The following is a 20,889-nucleotide window of genomic DNA, read 5'->3' on the forward strand; positions in this document are numbered from 1 at the left end:
ATTTGCTAAGAGAGTGTTTCTGGCTCATCGTAACCACCAAGGAGTGGAAGATGAGACAGACAACTAGAACCAGCAAAAGTCCTGGCGAGAAGATCGGCATGATATTTACCCAGAACGGCGGATTGCAGACACCGCCTATGGAACAGGTCCAATGCTCGGTTGGTTGGTCAAGCGTGGCATCGCGCCCCATATCCCAGTCATGGACCAGGCCAAAAAAGCAGAAGGCGTTTGGTCACGTGATGACTCTGAATGGGATAAAGTAAATGATCGGTACATTTGCCCAGAAGGGCACAATCTCAAGCAGTTCCGGGGCAATTATTCTGATCCAAATCGTGGCCTATCGGGCAAAGGTACAATGCGATATCGTGCTGCGAAGCTGACGAAGACGCCCACCAAGTTGCCCGCGACATCGCCAAAACCAAGCAATATGTGGCCTCGATGCGCCTTCGACAGAAGGTAGAAATGCTCTTCGCCCTTCTCAAACGCATCCTAGGGGTGGGACGATTGCGATTACGTGGGCCGAACGGCGCAAATGACGAATTTCTACGCGCGGCAACCGCCCAAAACCTCCGCAAACTAGCCAAGATTTTTCCTGCACTGCAGAAAACGCGCAAAGCCTGATAGCAAAGGCGCTCGCGCTGTGTTTGAAGCGATAATTTCTGCGCCAGCAACACGGTGTTTTTCAACACAAGCGGCGGAATGCAGACCTTCGCAGCAGTTTACACCACGATCAACCAGCGGAGCAAAACTGTCGTTCGACATTCTCGCACGTATAGCTGCATTTAGACAAACCGGTCATTCGATTGGTGCGCCTCGCCGAAATCCAGCGAAGGCACACTTGGCGTCAAATGCGACTGAGGCAGCCCTCTAAACGATACCGCCCCCCACGCCACTCACGGCAGGTCGTTGCTCACCGACCGTCGCGCGGTAGCCCGAGGCGCGGTAGGCCGCTACAGGGTCGATTGCGCCACCATTCTCAAAACGCGCCATAGCAAGGATGGGTTCAACATCTGTTCGGAAGCCATGCTTGAGTGTGGTTGTTGCCATCAAGGCATCGTTATCGTCTTGGAACCCTTCCAAAGCAGTGCGATCTACCAGTAAAGCCTGCGCATAGGCGCGTTGCACTTCCGTGGCTGACACCATCAAGCTCTCGATTGGGTCCGTCACATTATGACTTTGGTCCAGCATATGCATCGGGTTGAAATCGGGGTTGCTTTCCGCCTCAACCAATTCATTAAACACCAAGAACAAGCGGTACGGATCAATGCTGCCCGTGTCCAAATCATCGTCGCCGTATTTGCTGTCGTTGAAATGGAACCCGCCGAGTTTGCCGAATTGCGTCAAACGCGCCACGATCATTTCGATGTTCACGTTGGGGGCGTGGTGACCAAGGTCTACGAGGCATTTCGCCTTGTCGCCCATTTGCTGCGCGATCAACAGGTTGGTGCCCCAATCCTGCACGACGGTGGAATAGAACGCAGGCTCGTACATTTTGTGTTCGGTCAACAGCGTCCAGTCGTCTGGCAGCGCGCCATAGACCTGTTTCGCCGCGTCTAGATAACGTTCGAACTGGCGGGTGAAATTGGTTTGGCCCGGAAAATTCGATCCGTCGCCAACCCAAATTGTCAGCGCTGTAGAGCCGATCTGTTGTCCCAGCTCGATACAGGCGATGTTGTGGTCAACGGCTTGTTGGCGCGTGGCCGCATCGGTGTGTGACAAAGACCCGAACTTGTAGCTATGTGCCTGATCCGGTTGGTCCTGAAAGGTATTGGAATTCATCGCATCAAAGGTCAGCCCGACTTCTTCCGCTTTGCTGTTCAGGTCCGCGGCGGGTTGAGCGTCCCACGGGATGTGCAGCGACACCGACGGCGTCGCGCAGGTCAGTTGGTGAATCACGCCGCAATCATCCAGCTTGTCAAAGATATCGCGTGGTTCGCCTGCGCCGGGGAAGCGTGCAAAACGTGTGCCGCCGGTGCCCACGCCCCAGCTGGGCACAGCCACGCCGTAAGACGCGACCTTGTTCTTAATTGTCTCGATATTCACGCCACGACGGTAAAGATGTTCGCCAAGTGCGGCGTAGTCTGCCTTGAGTTTGTCTGCTGCCTTTTCGTTAGACTGCGCGATGATGTCAGAATTAATCATATGACCCTTTCCTTATCGTGTGAACGCTTGGACATTGCCCGCGTCTACGTTGATGATGTTGCCTGTCGATTTGGCTGACAAATCAGAGGCCAAGAAATACGCCGCCTCGGCAATGTCTTCTGGCAACACCGACCGTTTCAGCATGGACCGCTCGCGATACATGGCCTCCAAGCCGTCTTTATCAGTGCCATAGGTATCCGCGCGTTGATTAAGCCACTCGCCTTCCCAGATTTTGCTGCCTTTGAGCACCGCATCCGGATTGACCACGTTTACGCGCACCCCAATTGGCGCACCTTCTAGGGCAAGGCAGCGCGCAAGATGAATCTCGGACGCTTTGGCAGTGCAATACGCCGATGCATTCGGAGAGGCTGCAAGCCCATTCTTCGAGGCAACAAACACCACGGCGCCGCCCATGTCTTGGGTTTTGAACAGCTTAAACGCCTCGCGGCTGACAAGAAAATAACCGGTCGATAGGATCGCCATGTTCTTGTTCCACAAATCCAATGACGTGTCTTCGATCGGAGCCGAGCTTGCGATGCCCGCATTGGACACCAATATATCGACCCCGCCAAATTCCGCAGCAACATCAGCATAGGCCGCAGCAACGGCATCTTCATCGGTCACGTTCATATTGACGGTCCGTACAACATCAGCGGAATAGCGTTTTGTGAGGTTATCAGCCGTGTCTGACAAGGCTTGTTCGTCGATGTCGGCCAACATGACACAAGCACCTTCGCGCAAATAGCGTTCAGCCGTTGCCGCCCCAATGCCGCCAGCGCCGCCAGTGACAAGCGCCACGCGACCCGCCATCGATTTGGGCGCAGGCATCCGCTGCAATTTGGCTTCTTCCAACAGCCAATATTCGATGTCGAAGGCCTCTTGTTCAGGCAGACCTTGGTATTCGGAAACCGCATCGGCACCGCGCATCACATTGATCGCATTGACGTAGAATTCACCGGAAATTCGCGCAGTGGCTTTGTCTTTTGCGAACGTGATCATGCCAACGCCGGGGATGAGATACACAACGGCATTCGGATCGCGAATGGCGGGGCTGTCATCGCGTTTGCAACGATCATAATAGGCCTGATAGCCTTTGCGATACTCTGCAATGGCAGCCTCAAGCCCCGTAATGGTCGCCTCGACGTCTGGCGCTGAAGGGTCAAAGTCCACCACCAACGGGCATATTTTCGTACGCAAGAAGTGGTCAGGGCACGAGGTGCCAAGGGCCGCGAGACGCTCCATATCTTTGGCGTTCACGAACTCCAGCACCGCATCGCTGTCCGTGAAATGCCCGACCATATGTTGTTGGCCAGAAACGAAACCACGAATCGCTGGCATCAAACGGGCAGCGGCTGCGCGGCGGGCGTCAGCAGGCTGTGATGTGTGCACAGCGCCCCCAAAGGCCTCTTTCCCATCTGTCTTTGTCGCAAACCAATCCATCGCTGTTTGAATGATTTCTAACGTGAGCTCATAGCAATCACGCGCATCGTCATCCCAGGTAAACAGGCCATGGCTTTCCAGCACAACCCCCTTAGCGTTCGGGTTCTTTTCGCAAAAATCAGACAGCCAAAGACCCAGCTCGTAGCCCGGCTTTTTCCACGGCAACCAGCCAATTGTGTCTCCGAAAATTTCTTGTGTCAGCGCCTTGCTGTCTTTGGCGGCAGCGATGGCAATAATAGCATCGGGATGCATATGGTCGACATGTTTACGCGGAACATAGGCATGCAGCGGCGTATCAATAGAGGCCGCGCGTGGGTTTAGATTGAACGTACAATGCGGCAGGTAACCAACCATTTCGTCTTCGAATTCTACGCCGCGATAAATGCCGCGCAATGCGTTCAACTTGTCCATGTAGAGCGTCGAAAACCCGTCCATTTTGATAGACCCGACATCGCCGCCGGATCCTTTTACCCACAACACTTCGATCATGTCGCCTGTCAGCGGATCCTTTTGGATCACTTTTGCAGAAGTATTTCCGCCACCGTAGTTTGTGATTCTTTTGTCAGATCCCAAAAGATTCGACCGGTAGAGCAGCTTTTCAGGCTCGCTCATCGAGTCAGCTTGGGCTGCATCCCATTTATTTTCAAGGCGTTGCGTGTTCAGGGAAGAGTTCATGTGTGTCTCCGTGGACGGCGGGTTAAGACTAAGATGTTGAAAGCAAGCTGACGGGAATACGACCATAAGTCAATCATTTTCAATCATAAACGATCATGCTGCGCTGCAGAATGATTGATAATGATAAAAAATGATTGACAAGTTGCCGCATCTCGCCGCACGTTAAGCCATCGAAAGGGCACAAAATGCATGAGAAAGACCGCCATCGCGTCATCCTATCCGCCGTTCAAGATCGCTCCTTGGTCACGGTCGTGGACCTGTGTTCACTGACCGGCGCATCCGAAGCGACCGTGCGTCGTGACATCAATACGTTGGATGAACAAAAGCGCTTGCGTCGCGTCCGTGGCGGCGCCGAAGCGATTGCCGCGAAACCTTTCGTTGGTCTTGCGGGTCGCCCTTTTTCCGTCAATGAAACGATGAACATTGCCGCAAAACAGGCGATTGCCGCAGCTGCGGTTGAGCTGTGTAGCGATGGGGAACCGATCATCATCAATGGCGGCACAACCACATTTCAAATGGTGCACCCGCTGGCGTCACGCCGGATGCAGGTGTTCACCAACTCATTCCCGATTGCCGAGCATCTGCTGAAGAATTCAAGCAATACAGTGATGCTGTCGGGCGGGATCATCTACCGCGAACAAAACATCATCCTGTCTCCATTCGACAATGATGTGACTCGGAATTTTTACGCAAAACGCATGTTTATGGGCGCTCAAGGGATCGGACCACTTGGTCTGATGGAGGGCGATCCACTGTTGATCCAAGCAGAACAGAAGCTGATCGGTCAGGCTGAGGAGCTGATCGTATTGGCAGACAGTTCGAAATTTGAAAATCGCTCAAGTCTGGTGCTTTGCCCACTTGAACGGATCGACACACTCGTCACCGACGATGGCATTGATGACCGCACAGCGGCGATGCTGGAGGCGGCGGATGTGACACTGATCGTGGTTCCGAAAGGCGCTGCGCAGAAAGACGGGGTGGCGAAGTTGCCAGCCTAATTGAAACCACTCCAGGGAGGAAACCATGAGTGTATTGAAGAAACTAGCAGCATCTGTTGCTTTGGCCGGTGCCGCGTTTGCGACGCCAGCGTTTGCAGACGATGTACGAATTGCGGTTGTTGTGAAAGCACTCGGCATTGGCTTTTTCGAAGCGGCTGCTGAGGGCGCCGAAGAAGCTGCGGCTGAATTGGGCGATGTTGAGATCATCTACACTGGCCCAACTGACACGACTGCTGAAGGTCAAATCGAGGTCATCAATGCTTTGATCGCTCAACAAGTCGATGCGATTGCGATTTCGGCCAATGACACAGATGCGTTGGTTCCTGCTTTGCAGCGCGCCATGAAGCGCGGCATCACCGTGATCAGCTGGGACTCCGGTGTAGCACCTGAAGGTCGCCAATTGCATCTGAACCCGTCTTCGAACTCCCTGATTGGTAACATGATCATCAAACTGGCGGCTGACCATCTGCCAGATGGCGGTGACGTGGCTTTGCTGTCGGCGACCACAACATCCACCAACCAGAACATCTGGATGGACGAGATGAACAAAGTCATGGGCAACTACCCTGGCATTGACGTTGTGGCGACTGTTTACGGCGATGACTTGGCGGATAAATCTTACCGCGAAGCAACTGGCCTGATGCAGTCCTACCCAGATCTTGACGCCATCATTGCACCAACATCTGTTGGTATCGTTGCGGCGGCACAAGCCGTTGTGGACGCAGGCAAAGTCGGCCAAGTCAACGTCACAGGTCTTGGGTTGCCGTCTGAAATGGCTGGCGCGATCGAATCTGGCGCGTCGCAATCCTTTGCTATCTGGAACCCGATTGATCTGGGCTATTCAGCGACAATGTTGGCTTATGAGTTGAGCCAAAATGGCGTTGAAGCAGCACCTGGTGCCGAAATTCCAATGGGCCGCATGGGCACTTTGACATTGGATGAAAACAACGAAGGCGCAATGGCCGATCCGTTTGTTTATGACGCGAGCAACATCGAACAGTTCAAGTCAATCTTCTAGGGTATATCCCGTATTCGGCCCAACGCTCCCATTGAGTTGGGCCGAATATTGACCTCTCATTCCTTGAAAGCAAGCCTGATGACGACGCGCATTGTGCCTACCGTATCGCCAGACGTGACCCCTGTGGTCTCGATGGATATGATCACCAAAACCTTTCCGGGCGTTAAAGCGCTTGATGGGGTAAAACTGGACCTTTACCCTGGGCAAGTCACTGCTCTGGTTGGTGAAAACGGTGCAGGAAAATCCACGACCGTCAAGATTTTGACAGGCATCTACCAAACAGATGGTGGGACCATTCGCATTGATGGCGACCCAGTGTCCTTTAATTCTCCAAATGACGCAGCCGATGCTGGCATCACAGCCATTCACCAAGAAACGGTGCTGTTTGATGAGCTGTGCGTCGCTGAAAACATTTTCATTGGCCACGCGCCGCGCTCGCGGTTTGGCCTGATCGACAAAGCCGAAATGCACCGCGCCGCTACGCAGCTTTTGGAAGAGATCGGCGCGCCGTTCAGCTCTCATACCCAATTGCGCGAGCTTGGTATCGCCAACAAGCACCTCGTCGCGATCGCGCGCGCCTTGTCCGTCGATGCCCGCGTGGTGATCATGGACGAACCCACTGCCGCTCTTTCTCACAAAGAAATCGAAGAACTGTACGAATTGGTCGAGACCTTGAAATCCCAAGGCAAGGCGATCTTATTCATCAGCCACAAATTCGACGAAATTTTTCGCATTGCCGACCGGTACACTGTCTTTCGCGACGGCGCCTTCGTGGGCGATGGATTGATTGCAGACATTGATGAAGATGCCTTGGTGAAGATGATGGTTGGCCGTGCCGTCGATCATATTTTTCCCGAGCGTGATCCCGTTGTGGGCGAGGACGTGTTGCAAGTCGTCGGCTACGCTCACCCCACCGAATTCGCTGACATCGGCTTCACCCTCAAACGCGGCGAGATCTTGGGCTTCTATGGGCTGGTCGGCGCAGGGCGTTCCGAATTCATGCAAGCGCTCTTTGGCATCACCAAGCCGAGCAAGGGCGTCACGAAGATCAACGGGAATATCCGTATTATTCGCTCACCCGCAGATGCTGTGAACAATGGCATCGTCTATGTGCCCGAAGATCGTGGCAAACAAGGGGCGATCATTGGCTTGCCGATCTTCCAAAACATCACCCTGCCCTCGTTGGGGCGCACGTCACGGAACGGATTTTTACGGCTTGCCGAGGAATTCAAACTGGCCCGAGAGTACGCCGAGCGGCTGGATTTGCGCGCAGCATCGTTGGATCAAGACGTGGGCAATCTATCAGGCGGCAACCAGCAAAAGGTCGTCATCGCAAAATGGCTCGCCACGCAACCGCAGGTAATCATCCTTGATGAACCCACCAAAGGCATCGACATCGGGTCAAAGGCTGCGGTTCACGAATTCATGGCGGAACTGGCCGCACAGGGCCTGTCGGTCATCATGGTCAGTTCCGAAATCCCCGAAGTTATCGGCATGTCCGATCGTGTGATCGTCATGCGTGACGGACGCATCGCCGTAGAACTTGAAGGCGATGATCTGACCCCCGAAACGCTTGTCCGGCACGCCGCGGGCATCACCACAACACCTGAGAGTGTCCCCGCATGACCCGTCTTATCCCTGTTCGCGAATCCATCCTTGCCGCCGCCATTTTGGTGTTGATCGTTCTCATTTCTTCACGTTTTGCAGGCTTTATCGCCCCCTCAAATCTGGCCAATGTCTTTAACGACACGGCGCCACTGATCATCCTTGCTTTGGGCCAGATGGTTGTGATCCTGACGCGCTGTATTGATCTGTCGGTGGCGGCCAATCTGGCACTCACTGGCATGGTTGTGGCGATGATTAACGTCGTAATGCCCGGCCTGCCGATTCCTTTGATCCTTGTCATCGCTATCGCGATGGGGGCGGTGATGGGCGCGATAAACGGCGTTCTTGTGTGGAAACTGGCGATCCCGCCGATTGTTGTCACCCTTGGCACCATGACCATTTTTCGCGGCATCATCTTTTTGGTGTCCGACGGCAAATGGGTAAACTCACATGAAATGTCGCCCGCCTTCACAGGTTTTCCGCGCGCCGAATTCCTCGGTCTGCCCGTTCTGTCATGGATTGCCATTGCCTGCGTCGTAGGCTTTGCGATCATGATGTCGCGCACGCCATTGGGTCGGTCGATCTTTGCGGTGGGCGGCAATCCCCATGCTGCTGTTTATACGGGCATCAATGTCGGCAAAACGCAGTTTCTGGCCTTCGTCCTCTCTGGCGCGCTTGCTGGGCTGACGGGCTACCTCTGGGTGTCGCGCTTTGCGGTCGCCTACGTCGATATTGCTGGCGGGTTCGAACTTGAGGTGGTGGCCGCTTGCGTCATTGGCGGCATTTCGATCGCTGGTGGTGTTGGGTCGGTGGGCGGCGCAGTCTTGGGCGCAATCTTCCTCGGTGTGGTGAAAAACGCACTGCCCGTCGTCAACATTTCTCCGTTCTGGCAGTTGGCAATTTCCGGCAGCGCGATCTTGATCGCCGTCGCCTTCAACGCCCGTGCAGGGCGCACCAAAGGCCGTATCATTCTCAAATCAGCTGAAACCCCGACAGGAGGCACGTCATGACCGATACCACCGTGCAAACCCGCCATGTGCCGGATCGCCTCAATAGCCGCGTTTATCGCACGTTTCGCAGTTGGGAGGCTTTGCTCCTTGCCGTTGCTATCGCGATTTTCATCATCAACAGCTTTGCCTCGCCCTATTTCTTGAGCGCTTGGAACCTGAGCGACGCAACGTTTAATTTCACCGAAAAAGCCATGATCGCATTCGCCATGGCGTTGCTGATCATCTCAGGGGAAATCGACCTTTCAGTGGCCTCAATCATCGCGCTCGCCAGCACGGCGATGGGGTTGGCGCTGCAATATGGTGCGGGCACGACAGAGCTTGTGGTGATTGGACTGACGGTTGGCTTGCTTTGCGGTGCGTTCAATGCGGTCTTCGTTACGATCCTTGGTCTACCGTCCATTGTCGTCACCATCGGCACCATGAGCCTGTTTCGCGGCATTAGTTATATCATTCTCGGCGATAATGCGTTCCGTGGTTATCCGGCCAGCTTTTCGTGGTTTGGTCAGGGCTATATCTACTGGGTGTTTACGGTCGAAATGCTGCTTTTCGCAATCATCGCGATCATTTACGGCGTGCTGCTGCACAAAACCAACTTTGGCCGTGCTGTTTATGCCATTGGCAACAACCCGACGGGTGCGCTGTTCAGCGGCATTCGGGTGCAGCGCGTGAAGTTCATCCTGTTCCTGCTCACCGGCCTGATGTCCGGGATTGCTGCGGTCTGTTTGACGTCACGCCTTGGCTCGACCCGTCCCAGCATCGCAACAGGGATGGAGCTTGAGGTCGTGACGATGGTTGTGCTTGGCGGCGTCAACATCCTTGGCGGATCGGGGTCGATCCCAGGCGTGGTGATTGCAGCCTTTGTCATGGGGCTTGTGACCTTCGGGCTTGGCCTACTGAACGTGCCCGGCATTGTCATGTCGATCTTTATCGGCCTATTGTTGATTGGGGTTATCGCCCTGCCGCGCCTTTGGGCCATGTTCGCCGCACGGAGGGCATAATGACCGAACGCCACGTCTTTCGCATGCGCCTAAACCCAGGGATGGAGGCCGAATACACCCGCCGTCATGATGCAATCTGGCCTGAATTGGTCGAGCTGTTGCATGAGGCAGGTGTGCGCGATTATTCCATTCACTTTGATCCCGAAACCAACCTGTTGATCGGCGTGCTCGTGCGGCCTGGTGATCACACGATGGACGATCTGCCCAATCATCCTGTCATGCAAAAATGGTGGGCCCATATGGCTGACATCATGGAAACAGGGTCGGACAATGCGCCTGTGGCTGTGCCACTGACCCGAGTGTTCCACCTACCATGACCAAGCCTCGCCACATTGCTGTTATCGACATCGGCAAAACAAACGCCAAACTGGCGCTTGTCGATCTGCCAAGCCTCACAGAATTGGCCGTTTTGACCCATCCAAACATCGTGCTGAAGGACGGGCCGTGGCCGCACTTTGACGTCGACGGCCACTGGGCCTTTCTTCTCGACACACTCGGCCAGTTTCACAAAGAATACGGCATAGATGCGATTTCTATCACCACGCATGGAGCTTGTGCTGCCTTGCTTGCGCACGACGGGCAGCTTGCTGCGCCCATCCTCGATTACGAGCACCCATATACCGCTGAGGCGGTCAAAGACTACGCGGCCATCAAGCCTGATTTTGCTGAAACCGGATCACCAACCCTTCCTGGGGGGCTGAACGTTGGCGCGCAATTGCACTGGCAGTTTGCCCAAGATCCGACCTTGCGCGCACGCACCGCACAGATCGTGACCTATCCACAATATTGGGGACATCGCCTGACTGGTAACACCGCGACGGATGTGACCTCGATCGGCTGCCACACGGACCTGTGGCTGCCGCGTGAAGGGCGTTTCTCCGATCTGCCAACCCAGCTTGATATTACCGGAAAAATCGCGCCTGTAGGCAAACCGACCGACATTCTTGGAACAATCCTGCCCGATATTGCTCGCCGCACCGGTCTAGCGGCAGAGACCAAGGTCGGCGTTGGCATTCACGATTCCAATGCATCCTTGTATCCCCATCTGCTCACGCAAGATGGGGCCTTCTCCGTGGTCTCAACCGGCACATGGGTCATCACCATGTCGGTAGGTGGGACAGATGTCGCCCTTGACCCTCAGCGCGATACATTGATGAACGTCGATGCGCGCGGCAACCCCGTTCCCAGTGCGCGCTTTATGGGAGGGCGTGAATACGAGCTTATCCAGAAAGGTCACAAGACGCTTCCAACCGCAGCTGACGTCGCGCGCGTCTTGGACGCTAGCACCATGCTTTTGCCCGCTGTCGAGCCGCAAACAGGCCCGTTTGCCGGACGAAACATGCGATGGACACCAAGTGAGCCGGAAGTTGGCAGCGGCGTAAGGTCTGCGGCTTTGTCATTTTACCTCGCCCTCATGACCGACACCTGCCTCAGGCTTACCGGTGCTCAGGGGCCGACGATTGTCGAAGGGCCATTTGCCCGCAATAACGAATTTACCGCTATGCTGGCAGCATCAAGCGGGCGAAAAGTCCTGACCAGCGAAGCCGCCACAGGCACCAGCATTGGCGCAGCCCTGCTGTTCGAAACAGAGGCGCATTTGGCAAGCCCCCTCCCCGCGACACCCCACTACGAGCTGCCAAAACTGCGCCAATACGCGGACCTATGGCGATCTGAAACGACCGTTTAAGCGACGACATAGGCACTAGCCGACTGCTCCATTTTTGGACTGAAATGAACGGCTGCTCTCAACACATCTGCGCCATTCAATCTCGCAGCAGAAACCGTCACAATGGGATCGAAGCAGACATACGCAGCGATGTAAATGAATGTCCGCTTTGGGCCGTGAGTGACGAACTGCATGGCTGACGCCACCCGATTTGCCGCAAGGCAGAGAACGGCAGCCAACGGTATATCTACAACATGACGACGGACACCTCAGGCCTGTAAGTCCCCTCAAGGGGGGACATACAGCCTATGGCCCATGCTCTACCGTCATCGCATGCTCATTTCTTGGGTGAAAGCCGTGAGACGCGGCACGAGGCCTCACTGATCTAAGCTCAACAAGGCAAGAGATCATTTTGAGAGGATCAATAATTTGGGAGGATTATCAATGACGACGATGACACGCCGTATGGCAATTACAACGATGGGGGCCGCGTTGGCCACACCTGCGCTGATTTCAAAAGCAAATGCTGCTGAAGTCACATTGAAGATGCATCACTTCATCCCCTCATTGGCACCTATGGGCAAGTTCTTTGAGGCTTGGGCCGAAGAAATCCGCACTGCGTCCGACGGCGCGATTGACATGCAAGTGTTCCCGGCCATGCAACTGGGTGGCAAACCAGGTCAATTGGCGGACCAAGCGCGTCAGGGCATCTGCGATGTTGCCGCGACTATACCTGCGTACACACCTGGTCGCTATTTGGTTGCTGAAACCATCGGTTTGCCATTTTTGGTCACGAATGCCGAGAAGACGTCTGTTGTTTTGCACAAGATCATGGATGAGTTCGGTCAGGGCGAATATAAAGGATTGAAAAACCTCGCCTTTAACGTTCACGATGGCGGTAAATTGCACACAAAACACGCGCCAATCCTGTCTGCTGCCGACTTAAAGGGCGTAAAATTGCGTGCGCCAAACCAAGGCACAGGCGATCTCTTGTCCAGCTTCGGTGCCGAGCCAGTGTTCTTCCCAGTGTCTGAAATGGTAGTTGGTCTGTCCAGCGGCGTGATCGACGGCTGCTGTTTGCCTTACGAAATCGTCCCACCATTCAAGCTTCAGGAATTGACCAAATACTCATCTGAACCTGCTCCTGATGCACGCGGTATCTTCACAAACCCTGCCGCGATTGTGATGAACCAGAAGGTCTATGAAGATCTGTCAGATGACCTGCGCGGTGTCATTGATGCAAATTCCGGCATCGCGATGACACAGCGTATCGGTAAGTCTTTTGATAATTTCGAAGCCTTTGGCCGAAAAATTATTCAGGACAACGGCAACGAGATCAACCAGATCCCAGCTGCAGAGATTGCCAAGTGGGCCGACGCTGCGCAACCGATCCATGAAAACTGGATCGGTCAACTCAACGATGCAGGTCATGATGGACAAGCCATCTTGAACCGCATCAACGAACTGCTTGACGCAGGCTAAGCTTGCCAGAGCAGATGCGAAATGCCGCGGTACAGGAGGGGGAAACCCTTCTGTAACGCGGCCTTCATACTGTTTGCATGTTTAGTGCGGGTCTCGGTGGTTTGACAATCTTTCTGGCGTCCCTTGTCGTCACTTATTCTAATGCGGCCACTGAGGCCCGCGGAGCAGAAGGAAGAGAGCATGAATGCGGTATCACGGGATCAGATCATTGGCATAGACGTCAGCCGCGATTGGTTGGATATTTACTGTCTGCCGGAAGGAAAACGCGCGCGGGTGCCGAACAAGGTTGAAGGTCACGAGCAAGTCGCTCAACGCGCCCTTGAAACAGGCGCGCTGGTTGGCTTCGAGGCCACAGTTGGACGTCGCGTTCCGACCGGATACGGGACGTGAACTGCCACATGAAAAGCTGCGCCTTCTCAGAATGTTGACATCGAAGCGCGGACAGCTCGCCGAAACACGCAAACGGCTTCTGACGCAGATCAAGGCGCATGGGAATCTGAGATCGGCGGATTGTCTGACGTCAGCGCCTATGGTTAGTTGAAGTGACGTTGGCGACGTGTTGCTTTGTACTGCTACCTTCTCAGACTAGCTTTTGGAACCTTGGCGCACCTGCTGACATCTTGCAATGGAGACCATATGGTTGACAGCCCTATCATCGACTAACTTTGGATAATTTCGATACAACGGGGATTATTTTCGATACAATTATGCCATGAATCATAAATGACTTCGCTCAATAGTCCTTATTTTCATGACCTTTTTTGTGGTATTTATTTGATGCTAAATTTGATTCCAGGGTCGCTTATCCAACGCCAAGAGAAAACGCTCGCCCCTTCGATTGGGCCGCGTACTTTAAGCAATCTTCCCCAGAATCCCGTTGAAATCCTTTTGGCAGTGTCATCTCTCAATGATACTTAGGTATTTCGATGCTGCACTGCGGCATAGCAGGCTTAGACGAATGTCCGCTCTGGGCCGTGAGCGTCGATAGACACAACGGGCGGATAGCCGACTTTCGCTACACGGGCAAACTCATTCGGGCAACGTGTGAAAAGCGGGCATTCGGGGATGCAACCAAGCATTGTTTGATTTGCAAAGGTAGAGAACCGCAGAACTGAACTCGATTGGAACAATCTTCGGCGACCACAACCGACAACGAACCATCTCCACGCGATATTAATCGCTCAACAGACGACCGCATACAGCCTCACATCTCAGCAAAGAGCCTATGGGCTTTTTGCATTGGCTTGGACCAGTTGAGCTTGGTGCTGGCCCATAGATTGCCTGCAACACCGTTGTTGGACAGAATGCCGAAAGCAGCGTTGCGCTCGGGGCAAATGTGCAAAGCACAACACGACCCTGCCGTGCCGCCGTTGTGCCACAAAAAGTCCGGTGCCGTTCGGTCGACATGCACCCGAAACCAACCCGAACATTGCGCCATTGGGGTCATAGCGCCTTTGCGTCCCAGACCAAGAATGGGCACAACAGACCGACAGATGGCACGATCCAGAGCGGTCTCAGAAGTCGTCTGCTGATGGTTCAACGCGCGCAAGACCACCTTGGCAAAGCAAGCCAGATCGCGGGCGCTGGAGCGCAGGCACCCCGCCCCCGCCAGACTTTGAAAATGCCACGCAGGCACCGGTTTACCATTGGGGGATCTCGGCTGCGCAAACCGGTTCTTCTGACCTTCGTTCAGGTATTGCGTCGTATCCTGCAATCCCATCGGCCCCGTCACTTTCTCGGCCAAAAGTTCTGCGAACGGCTGCCCTTCCTGCATTGCCATCGCCTCGCCCAACAGGCCGACCCCAAGGTTCGAATAGACGTGACGATGCGACGGCGGGGTCAACTTGTTGGCGCGTTCATGAAACCACGCCAACAGATCAGAGCGCGAAAACTGCGCGTAGGGACCAGCGGAATCTTGTCGCAAAACCGCTTTCCACAGCGGGGTAACGTAATTTGGCAACCCGCTTGCGTGAGACGTCAGGCGCTCTGGCGTGATCCATTCTGGCACGTCCTTCAAAGCCTCCGACATCTCGCGTTCGGGTGCCTTGGGGTCGATCTTGCCCTCTTCCACCAGCACGCAGAGCAACAGGGCTGTGAACACTTTGGTGATGGAGGCGATTTCAAACAACCAGTCCGCGCAAGGAGCGTCGCTGACTGCAGGGCCGGAATGGATAAAAGTGGTTTTGCCGTGACTCAAATGAAAGGCCACAACAGAATGCTGCGGGCTCGCGTAAGGCCACATCATTGCAGTGAGGTGTTTGGATGTTGAGTTGTTCATATCAGGGGCTTTCCGTTCATGGCCCTCTGTTTTTCCACAAGCCCCAGAACGCGCAACATAAACCCGATGGGGCGGCGCGGGGCGTCGGTTTGATTGAATGTCCCGATCAGGTAAATATCTGGTTCAGGGGCATAAAACGCGAAAGCCCCACTGGCCCCGAGATGCCCGATCAGTTCCGGCGCAGCGCGCAAAGGCGTCATCCAGCGCGGCAGTTTCACCCGCATCAGGCCGTAGCCATACTGCAGCGGAAAGAACAACCGGTTCCATTGGCGCATCTGTGCTGCGATTTGCGTGGCACTTTCAGGCGTGAAAAGCTGGCCCTGCATAAATGCCCGCAAAAAGATCAGCATCTCGTCTAGATTTGATATGATTCCACCATCAGGCCCCATGCTGGTCAGGATTTGCGGCACGTGCAAACGTAGGTCTTTGTGATACACAGGCAACCCCATGTCAGCGCCTTGCAGCACGTGGGTGGTGCTAAGACCAAGCGGCGCACAGATGCGGTGTTGCAGCGCTTGATTATAGCTCTCACCTGTTATGGCTTCGATCACCGCGCCCAGCAGTTGGTAATTGGTGTCAGAGTAATACGATTTGCCGCTGTCAGGACGGGCCTGCGGGGGCAGCGCTTTGGTCATGCGCAACACATCGTGCAGATCATAGCTTTGGTCCCTGCCCGCTTTGAGACCCATTGCCAGATCGCTTTCATAGTAATCGGCAAGACCAGAGGTCTGATGCACAAGCTGGCGCAGGGTCAGCATTGGGCCACACTCCACGCCCTTGACCACATGCAATTGCGACAGGTCCACATCGCGCAAAACGCTCTGTACCGTTTGGTCCAGTTGCAGACGGCCCTCGTGCACAAGCTGTAGGATCATCGTCGCGGTGAACATCTTGGTGAGGCTGGCAATCGGGAACTGCGTGTCGGGCGTGGCGGCCCCCGCACTGCCTTTGAAATCAACCTGACCATCGCCAGAAAACACCCGCAGGATCATCCCATGGCTGTGCGCCTTAGCGCATTCTGCATCGATCAGGTTTTGGAGGTTTTGCGCAAGCGTCATTGGTCAGCTCCTTGTTATACGCCGAAAGCCTAGGCTGCGATCCCAGTCGCCGGATCACGCCCCTTGAACACAAAGGCCAACCCCACTGCGATGAACCATGCGATGGCGCCAAGACCAAAAACAGCGCCCGCGACATCGCCCAGCGGCGGGAAAATCGTCAGCAATCCCCCGAGGCCGGTGAGCAGCCCTAGCGCGATGACAACCTTGCCAAGCGCACGGTGCAAAAGGCCCGCAAGGCTGACGCAAAGGATCCAAACGCCACCCGCGATTTCATTGCCGCCGCCAAGGCCAAGCTCCACCGCATGCAAGACCTCCCATGCTTGCACGGCAGCGTCAAAATCACTTGCGGCCAGCGCCACCACGCGTTCTGTGGTCACATTGCCCATCATGCCCGCGCCCAACACAAGCGTTGTCCACATCAGCCCAAAGGCCAATGTCACGCTGCCCCAATCCGCAGATTTGGTCTGCATGCGGCGCGCCAAAGCGACAACCAGCACAGCGAGCGCCAGCGCGTTGACGATGTAAATCACAGTGTTCCAAAGGATCATGATCGCCGGATTGTCCACCGTAAAGCGCACCACGGCAACCCTATCGATGTCACTGGTGCCAAAACCAAGTTCGGACAGCAAAGTGACAAGCAAAGCAAAGCCAAAAATGTAAGTGCCTGCACAGATCAAAGCGGCAAGCCCGCCAATACGTTGCATGGTCATGAGTTTTTCCTTTCGTTGGAGCGAGGCAAGACAGGCGCCGATGTGGTGCCGGAAAGTGTGTTGTCAAAGTGCGTTTTCAGGTGCTGTGTGCCGCGGCGCGCCCCCACCATATCGAGGGCCAAAGCACTTAGAAAAAAGCGCGCAGGCCCGTTGATGCGCCGCGGTGCGACATAGGGCAAAAGGCGCAAGGCGATGCGGCGCAAGACATCAGGCAAAAAGGTGATCCGTGGCGCAGTGCCCAGACTGGCAAAGGCCAACTCTGCCAATTCGCGTTGTGTAAAGACGTCAGGCCCGCCGACATCCAACCCATCCAAGCCGTCCTCAACCGCTTGCGCCGTGGCCGCGGCCAAGTCTGCGCCGTGAATAGGGTTGATCTGTTGGCTGCCATCGCCAAACAGCCACACCCGTCCCCCCTGCGCCATGGTCAAAAAATCGCCCATGTCAGAGAAATACCCCGTGGGCGCGACGACTGTGCTGGTCATCTTTGCGCGCTGAAGTTCAGCCACAAAGGCGGATTTGGCCGCAACCATAGGCACATGCGCCATCTCAGCGGCCCGCAGCACATGGATATAAGCAAAATGGGCAACGCCTGCATGCTCTGCGGCGCGCAAGAGATTCAGGTTGGCTTGATAATCGACATCCCAATAGCCCAAGCCATCGGTTTGCCGCGTGATGCCAACGGAAGAGACGACAAGGTCCACACCCGTCATGACCCCTTTGAGGGTGGCAGACTGGGTGGCCTGCGCCTCAATAAGTTGGTCGGCCGCGATGGGGCTGGCATGGCGTGCATTACGGACAAGCGCGATGACATACCACCCACGGTGTTGGTATTCTGCGCAAAGATAGCGCCCGAGGTAGCCGGTTGCACCGGCGATCATGACACGTTTCATGGCGTGGATCTTTCTTTTTTAGTCAGGGGTTAAGGTCGACCCAATTTGCTGCAGAAGTGCAGGTTTCTGATGGCCCGATCTTGGCTGGCCGTCTCAGGCACACCCATGTCTTTGGCCAGATGATCAGGCAGGTTACGCGGCAGATGAGATGGCACATTTGCGTCCCCCGTGAGCAACGCATAGAGGCCATGAAAGCGCCGGCTGCGCAGGCTTAAGATGTTCGTCATGATGCCCTTACCCGACAATGCGGTGACCGCGACCGCGCAGACATTCTATCACGATGGCTTGTCGACGCTCGTTGCCGTCCACAGCACTGGCAACGCCACCAGCCAAAGCGCCCGCAATGGCACCACCAACGGCATCTCCGCCGTCAGCTTCGCCAAGGACAGCACCGATACCAGCACCCAGCGCCACCGCGCCCATGGTTTCTTGATCAAATTGTTTTTGGTTGCGCGCAAGTGCCTGGCACTCAGCCACATCCGCTTTGTAGGACGCAGTCGGGGTGCCGTCCAAGATCGGCTGATAATTGGCACCACTGTCAGCACAAGCTGTCAACAGCGCCAATCCGACCACGCCAAATGTGAGTTGAGTTTTCATTGTTTGACCTTTCTATTTTCAATGTCGAGAAAACAGATAGACCAAGTTGCGCGATTGCAGCATGACCGCAGGTATCAACGGATTGACACTTGGTAACAGATGTCGCGCAGCGCAGCTGTAGCGCCTCTTTTCAGTCCGCCTTTTTAACCTGCCTGACTGAGATAGGCCGTTGGACTCAACCCCGTCCATCGTTTGAAAGCGCGTACGAAAGAAGAGCTTTCCGAGAACCCCAAGAGATAGGCGGTCTCATTCACAGTCACTTTTTCGCCGCCCAGATATTCCATCGCCATGCGTTGACGCAGCGCGTCATGCACCTCGGCAAAGGTGATCCCTTCGTCCTTTAAACGGCGATACAGCGTCTGGCGGCTCATCGCGAGATCCTTGGCCACCTTGTCCATCGAAATTGTCCCCTCGTGCAGCTTGGGCAAAATCTGCGATTCGATCTGGGCTCTAATAGTCTTAACCGCCTGCAATTTGGCTAACATGCCATCCGCATGGCGCGTGAACAAGTCAAAGGCATAGGCGTTGCCTGGTTCAAACTGGGTCTCGGGCGTGTCCCAAACCGGATCAATTTGTAACGCATTACGGCTGGCGTTGAATTGCACAGGCACGCGGAACAGCTCTGGATATTGGTCGACATGCGGCGGCGGTGCGTAGGTCACCTCCATCGCGACCTCAAAGGTCGCATCGGGGAAAGAGCGGCGAAATTCGCTGATAAACCGCGCAAAAGACGCCTCGGCCCAAAAGGATTTGTCTGGACCTGCCACCAGATGATCGATGATCCAAAGACCGTCCTTGGTGCTCAGCAATTCAAACCGCTCCACGCCCATAGGCAGTTCCACATCGCCCATCAGGTGCAAATAGCGGTTGAGCTGTTCAAGTGAATGACGCAGCGAAGCCGAAGTGTGCAAAATCTGCCCCACGACCGACATGGTCTCAAGCCGCGTGTCCAGCGTGTGGCGCACCAGCAAGGCCGTGTCACCCGTTTGATGGATCGCGGCGCCAATAAGCGTTTGATAGGCTGTCACAGGAATGCGATTGTCTTGATCCGACAGATCATCCTCGCTCAGACCGCTCGCCGCCAGTAGAACGTCGCGCTTCGCCCCTTTGTCGCAGGCGTAGTTGGCAAAAGAAGCCGCAAACCCTGCCGCCATTGTTTCTTCAGTCACGCGAGTCACCTCAATCTGTAACGTCAGTGGCATAATACCGCCAGGACACAGCCCTGATCAAGCACGTCGGATAGACCATCAACTCAGCTTTGTGGGTGTGCCCAAATTACTGTCTCTTAGCTCATAACCTTTGGTGATGCAGTCGTTAAGGCACAATCTGGTCCGGCGCGGACAGCGCGTATGCTTTTTACATCTGAGGTGTCGGCTTTATGGCTCGTTTTCCGAATGCAGCCCGTTGTCAAACAGAAATAGCGTCCGCATAGCAGACCTGTGGACTGTCAATACGTCGCACAACGAATGAATGGCCGCTTTGAGGGCGCTGCACTACGGAGCGCCTGTTAAGAATGAACGGCAGATTTGGGCCGTTAGCGTCGGTCGAAACCAAGGGCAGTAACCAGACCTTAGCGACAGAAGCTAAGCGATCCAATATGACGACAAAAGCAGATATTGAGCAAAAATTGAGCATAGTGGCTTGCCGGGTTTCCCAACGAACGAGCTATCAGTTGCAGCGGGTGCGTTCCGATCCCACCGTCCAATTTCTGTGTTGAAATAAAGACTGCAATGCGTTGGCATCTGATGTCGCGCCTTATGACCAGTTTTAGTGGTCACGTTGTATAGTTTTGCGCCGCGTTACGTGAAGCATCACACATAGCCGATCATCTCTCTTCTCATGCTCATACAAACGCATAATTCCTGTGACGCTGGTCAAGGCGGCAACGCCCGTCGCATTTGCAGCGCGTAGTTGTACACGCTCTGGCCATCGACCAGCCCCAGCGGGTCGGCTTCGATGGATCAGCCGGTTGTTGGGTCGCAATCGCGCATCTAGTTTGGGTGCAGGCCTGCATCATTGGCGGTGGGAAAGGCTTATGGCATCTCAATAAAATCATTTACAAAGACAATTTTCTTAAGCTTGCCGCCGTCAAACGTAAAAAAAGTAGCGCCTCCAAGCTTTGGCACCTGGAATACGCCAATAGTCAGATTCAAGGAGCACAGTCCGACCTGAGGTCTGGGCTAGATCCACATCGTTATTTATTCTTACACTCGATGTCTTTTTTCCGTGTACGTCGTCAGAGTTTTTGGGTCCAGAGGCTGCGTAATTTAGGCGAGTATCTGGCTCATCTGGTTGGTTGTATTATGCGGCGCGTGTGCTGTG

The 20,889-nt window shown here is 54.9% G+C and carries 19 protein-coding genes and 1 pseudogene; 11 read left to right on the forward strand and 9 right to left on the reverse strand.

The annotated features are described in order from the left end of the window. Nucleotides 1-88: 88 nt before the first annotated feature. Nucleotides 89-621: pseudogene (locus ABF287_RS10700) on the forward strand (transposase); the annotation flags it as partial. A 246-nt stretch (nucleotides 622-867) separates the two neighbouring features. Here the strand turns inward: ABF287_RS10700 and rhaI are convergent. Continuing rightward, nucleotides 868-2,142 (reverse strand): L-rhamnose catabolism isomerase, encoded by a 1,275-nt coding sequence (gene rhaI, locus ABF287_RS10705; RefSeq protein ID WP_347184996.1) that lies wholly within the window; start codon nucleotides 2,140-2,142, stop codon nucleotides 868-870. Between the two features lie 12 nt (nucleotides 2,143-2,154). After that, the gene (locus ABF287_RS10710; protein WP_347184997.1) at nucleotides 2,155-4,257 is read right to left on the reverse strand and encodes a bifunctional rhamnulose-1-phosphate aldolase/short-chain dehydrogenase; all 2,103 of its coding nucleotides are present in this window, start codon (nucleotides 4,255-4,257) and stop codon (nucleotides 2,155-2,157) included. A 185-nt stretch (nucleotides 4,258-4,442) separates the two neighbouring features. Here ABF287_RS10710 and ABF287_RS10715 point away from each other — a divergent pair, with 185 nt between their 5' ends. The 9 genes from ABF287_RS10715 to ABF287_RS10755 all read left to right on the forward strand — a co-directional run bounded on the left by ABF287_RS10715 (nucleotide 4,443) and on the right by ABF287_RS10755 (nucleotide 13,424). Beyond that, a complete protein-coding gene (locus ABF287_RS10715) occupies nucleotides 4,443-5,255 on the forward strand; it encodes a DeoR/GlpR family DNA-binding transcription regulator (protein WP_347184998.1) in 813 nt (270 codons plus the stop codon). A gap of 25 nt (nucleotides 5,256-5,280) precedes the next feature. Further along, nucleotides 5,281-6,273, forward strand: coding sequence for a rhamnose ABC transporter substrate-binding protein (gene rhaS / locus ABF287_RS10720; protein WP_347184999.1), 993 nt, complete (start codon nucleotides 5,281-5,283; stop codon nucleotides 6,271-6,273). Nucleotides 6,274-6,351: 78 nt separating this feature from the next. Further along, on the forward strand, nucleotides 6,352-7,899 hold the full coding sequence (locus tag ABF287_RS10725) for a sugar ABC transporter ATP-binding protein (RefSeq protein WP_347185000.1): 1,548 nt from the start codon (nucleotides 6,352-6,354) through the stop codon (nucleotides 7,897-7,899). Then, on the forward strand, nucleotides 7,896-8,888 hold the full coding sequence (locus tag ABF287_RS10730; RefSeq protein WP_347185001.1) for an ABC transporter permease: 993 nt from the start codon (nucleotides 7,896-7,898) through the stop codon (nucleotides 8,886-8,888). The genes ABF287_RS10725 and ABF287_RS10730 overlap by 4 nt, the downstream gene beginning before the upstream one ends. Beyond that, nucleotides 8,885-9,886, forward strand: a complete 1,002-nt coding sequence (locus ABF287_RS10735; protein WP_347185002.1) for an ABC transporter permease — start codon at nucleotides 8,885-8,887, stop codon at nucleotides 9,884-9,886. The genes ABF287_RS10730 and ABF287_RS10735 overlap by 4 nt, the downstream gene beginning before the upstream one ends. After that, the gene (locus tag ABF287_RS10740) at nucleotides 9,886-10,203 is read left to right on the forward strand and encodes an L-rhamnose mutarotase (RefSeq protein ID WP_347185003.1); all 318 of its coding nucleotides are present in this window, start codon (nucleotides 9,886-9,888) and stop codon (nucleotides 10,201-10,203) included. The genes ABF287_RS10735 and ABF287_RS10740 overlap by 1 nt, the downstream gene beginning before the upstream one ends. Next, nucleotides 10,200-11,573 (forward strand): FGGY-family carbohydrate kinase, encoded by a 1,374-nt coding sequence (locus ABF287_RS10745; protein WP_347185004.1) that lies wholly within the window; start codon nucleotides 10,200-10,202, stop codon nucleotides 11,571-11,573. The genes ABF287_RS10740 and ABF287_RS10745 overlap by 4 nt, the downstream gene beginning before the upstream one ends. A 423-nt stretch (nucleotides 11,574-11,996) precedes the next feature. Further along, nucleotides 11,997-13,034 carry a TRAP transporter substrate-binding protein gene (locus ABF287_RS10750; RefSeq protein WP_347185005.1) on the forward strand — a complete coding sequence of 346 codons (1,038 nt, stop codon included), beginning with the start codon at nucleotides 11,997-11,999 and terminating at the stop codon, nucleotides 13,032-13,034. Between the two features lie 180 nt (nucleotides 13,035-13,214). Further along, nucleotides 13,215-13,424, forward strand: a complete 210-nt coding sequence (locus ABF287_RS10755; RefSeq protein ID WP_347185006.1) for a hypothetical protein — start codon at nucleotides 13,215-13,217, stop codon at nucleotides 13,422-13,424. A gap of 814 nt (nucleotides 13,425-14,238) precedes the next feature. Here the strand turns inward: ABF287_RS10755 and ABF287_RS10760 are convergent. The 7 genes from ABF287_RS10760 to ABF287_RS10790 all read right to left on the reverse strand — a co-directional run bounded on the left by ABF287_RS10760 (nucleotide 14,239) and on the right by ABF287_RS10790 (nucleotide 19,736). After that, nucleotides 14,239-15,312: a serine hydrolase domain-containing protein gene (locus tag ABF287_RS10760; protein WP_347185007.1), complete on the reverse strand. Its 1,074-nt coding sequence runs from the start codon at nucleotides 15,310-15,312 to the stop codon at nucleotides 14,239-14,241. Next, nucleotides 15,309-16,370, reverse strand: coding sequence for a serine hydrolase domain-containing protein (locus ABF287_RS10765; protein WP_347185008.1), 1,062 nt, complete (start codon nucleotides 16,368-16,370; stop codon nucleotides 15,309-15,311). The genes ABF287_RS10760 and ABF287_RS10765 overlap by 4 nt, the downstream gene beginning before the upstream one ends. 29 nt (nucleotides 16,371-16,399) lie before the next feature. Further along, a complete protein-coding gene (locus ABF287_RS10770) occupies nucleotides 16,400-17,080 on the reverse strand; it encodes a hypothetical protein (RefSeq protein ID WP_347185009.1) in 681 nt (226 codons plus the stop codon). Continuing rightward, nucleotides 17,077-17,970, reverse strand: a complete 894-nt coding sequence (locus ABF287_RS10775; RefSeq protein WP_347185010.1) for an SDR family oxidoreductase — start codon at nucleotides 17,968-17,970, stop codon at nucleotides 17,077-17,079. Before ABF287_RS10775 ends, ABF287_RS10770 begins: the two co-directional genes overlap by 4 nt. 29 nt (nucleotides 17,971-17,999) lie before the next feature. After that, entirely contained in the window at nucleotides 18,000-18,197 is a 198-nt protein-coding gene (locus ABF287_RS10780) for a hypothetical protein (protein ID WP_347185011.1), read from the reverse strand. A gap of 7 nt (nucleotides 18,198-18,204) precedes the next feature. After that, nucleotides 18,205-18,567, reverse strand: coding sequence for a glycine zipper family protein (locus ABF287_RS10785; RefSeq protein ID WP_347185012.1), 363 nt, complete (start codon nucleotides 18,565-18,567; stop codon nucleotides 18,205-18,207). A 143-nt stretch (nucleotides 18,568-18,710) separates the two neighbouring features. Beyond that, nucleotides 18,711-19,736, reverse strand: a complete 1,026-nt coding sequence (locus ABF287_RS10790; RefSeq protein ID WP_347185013.1) for an AraC family transcriptional regulator ligand-binding domain-containing protein — start codon at nucleotides 19,734-19,736, stop codon at nucleotides 18,711-18,713. A gap of 729 nt (nucleotides 19,737-20,465) precedes the next feature. Here ABF287_RS10790 and ABF287_RS10795 point away from each other — a divergent pair. After that, nucleotides 20,466-20,889 (forward strand): hypothetical protein (locus ABF287_RS10795; protein WP_347185014.1); only part of this gene is annotated, 424 nt, incomplete at its 3' end.

The organism is Pacificibacter sp. (genome assembly GCF_039769035.1).
In the GTDB taxonomy this organism is placed as follows: domain Bacteria; phylum Pseudomonadota; class Alphaproteobacteria; order Rhodobacterales; family Rhodobacteraceae; genus Celeribacter.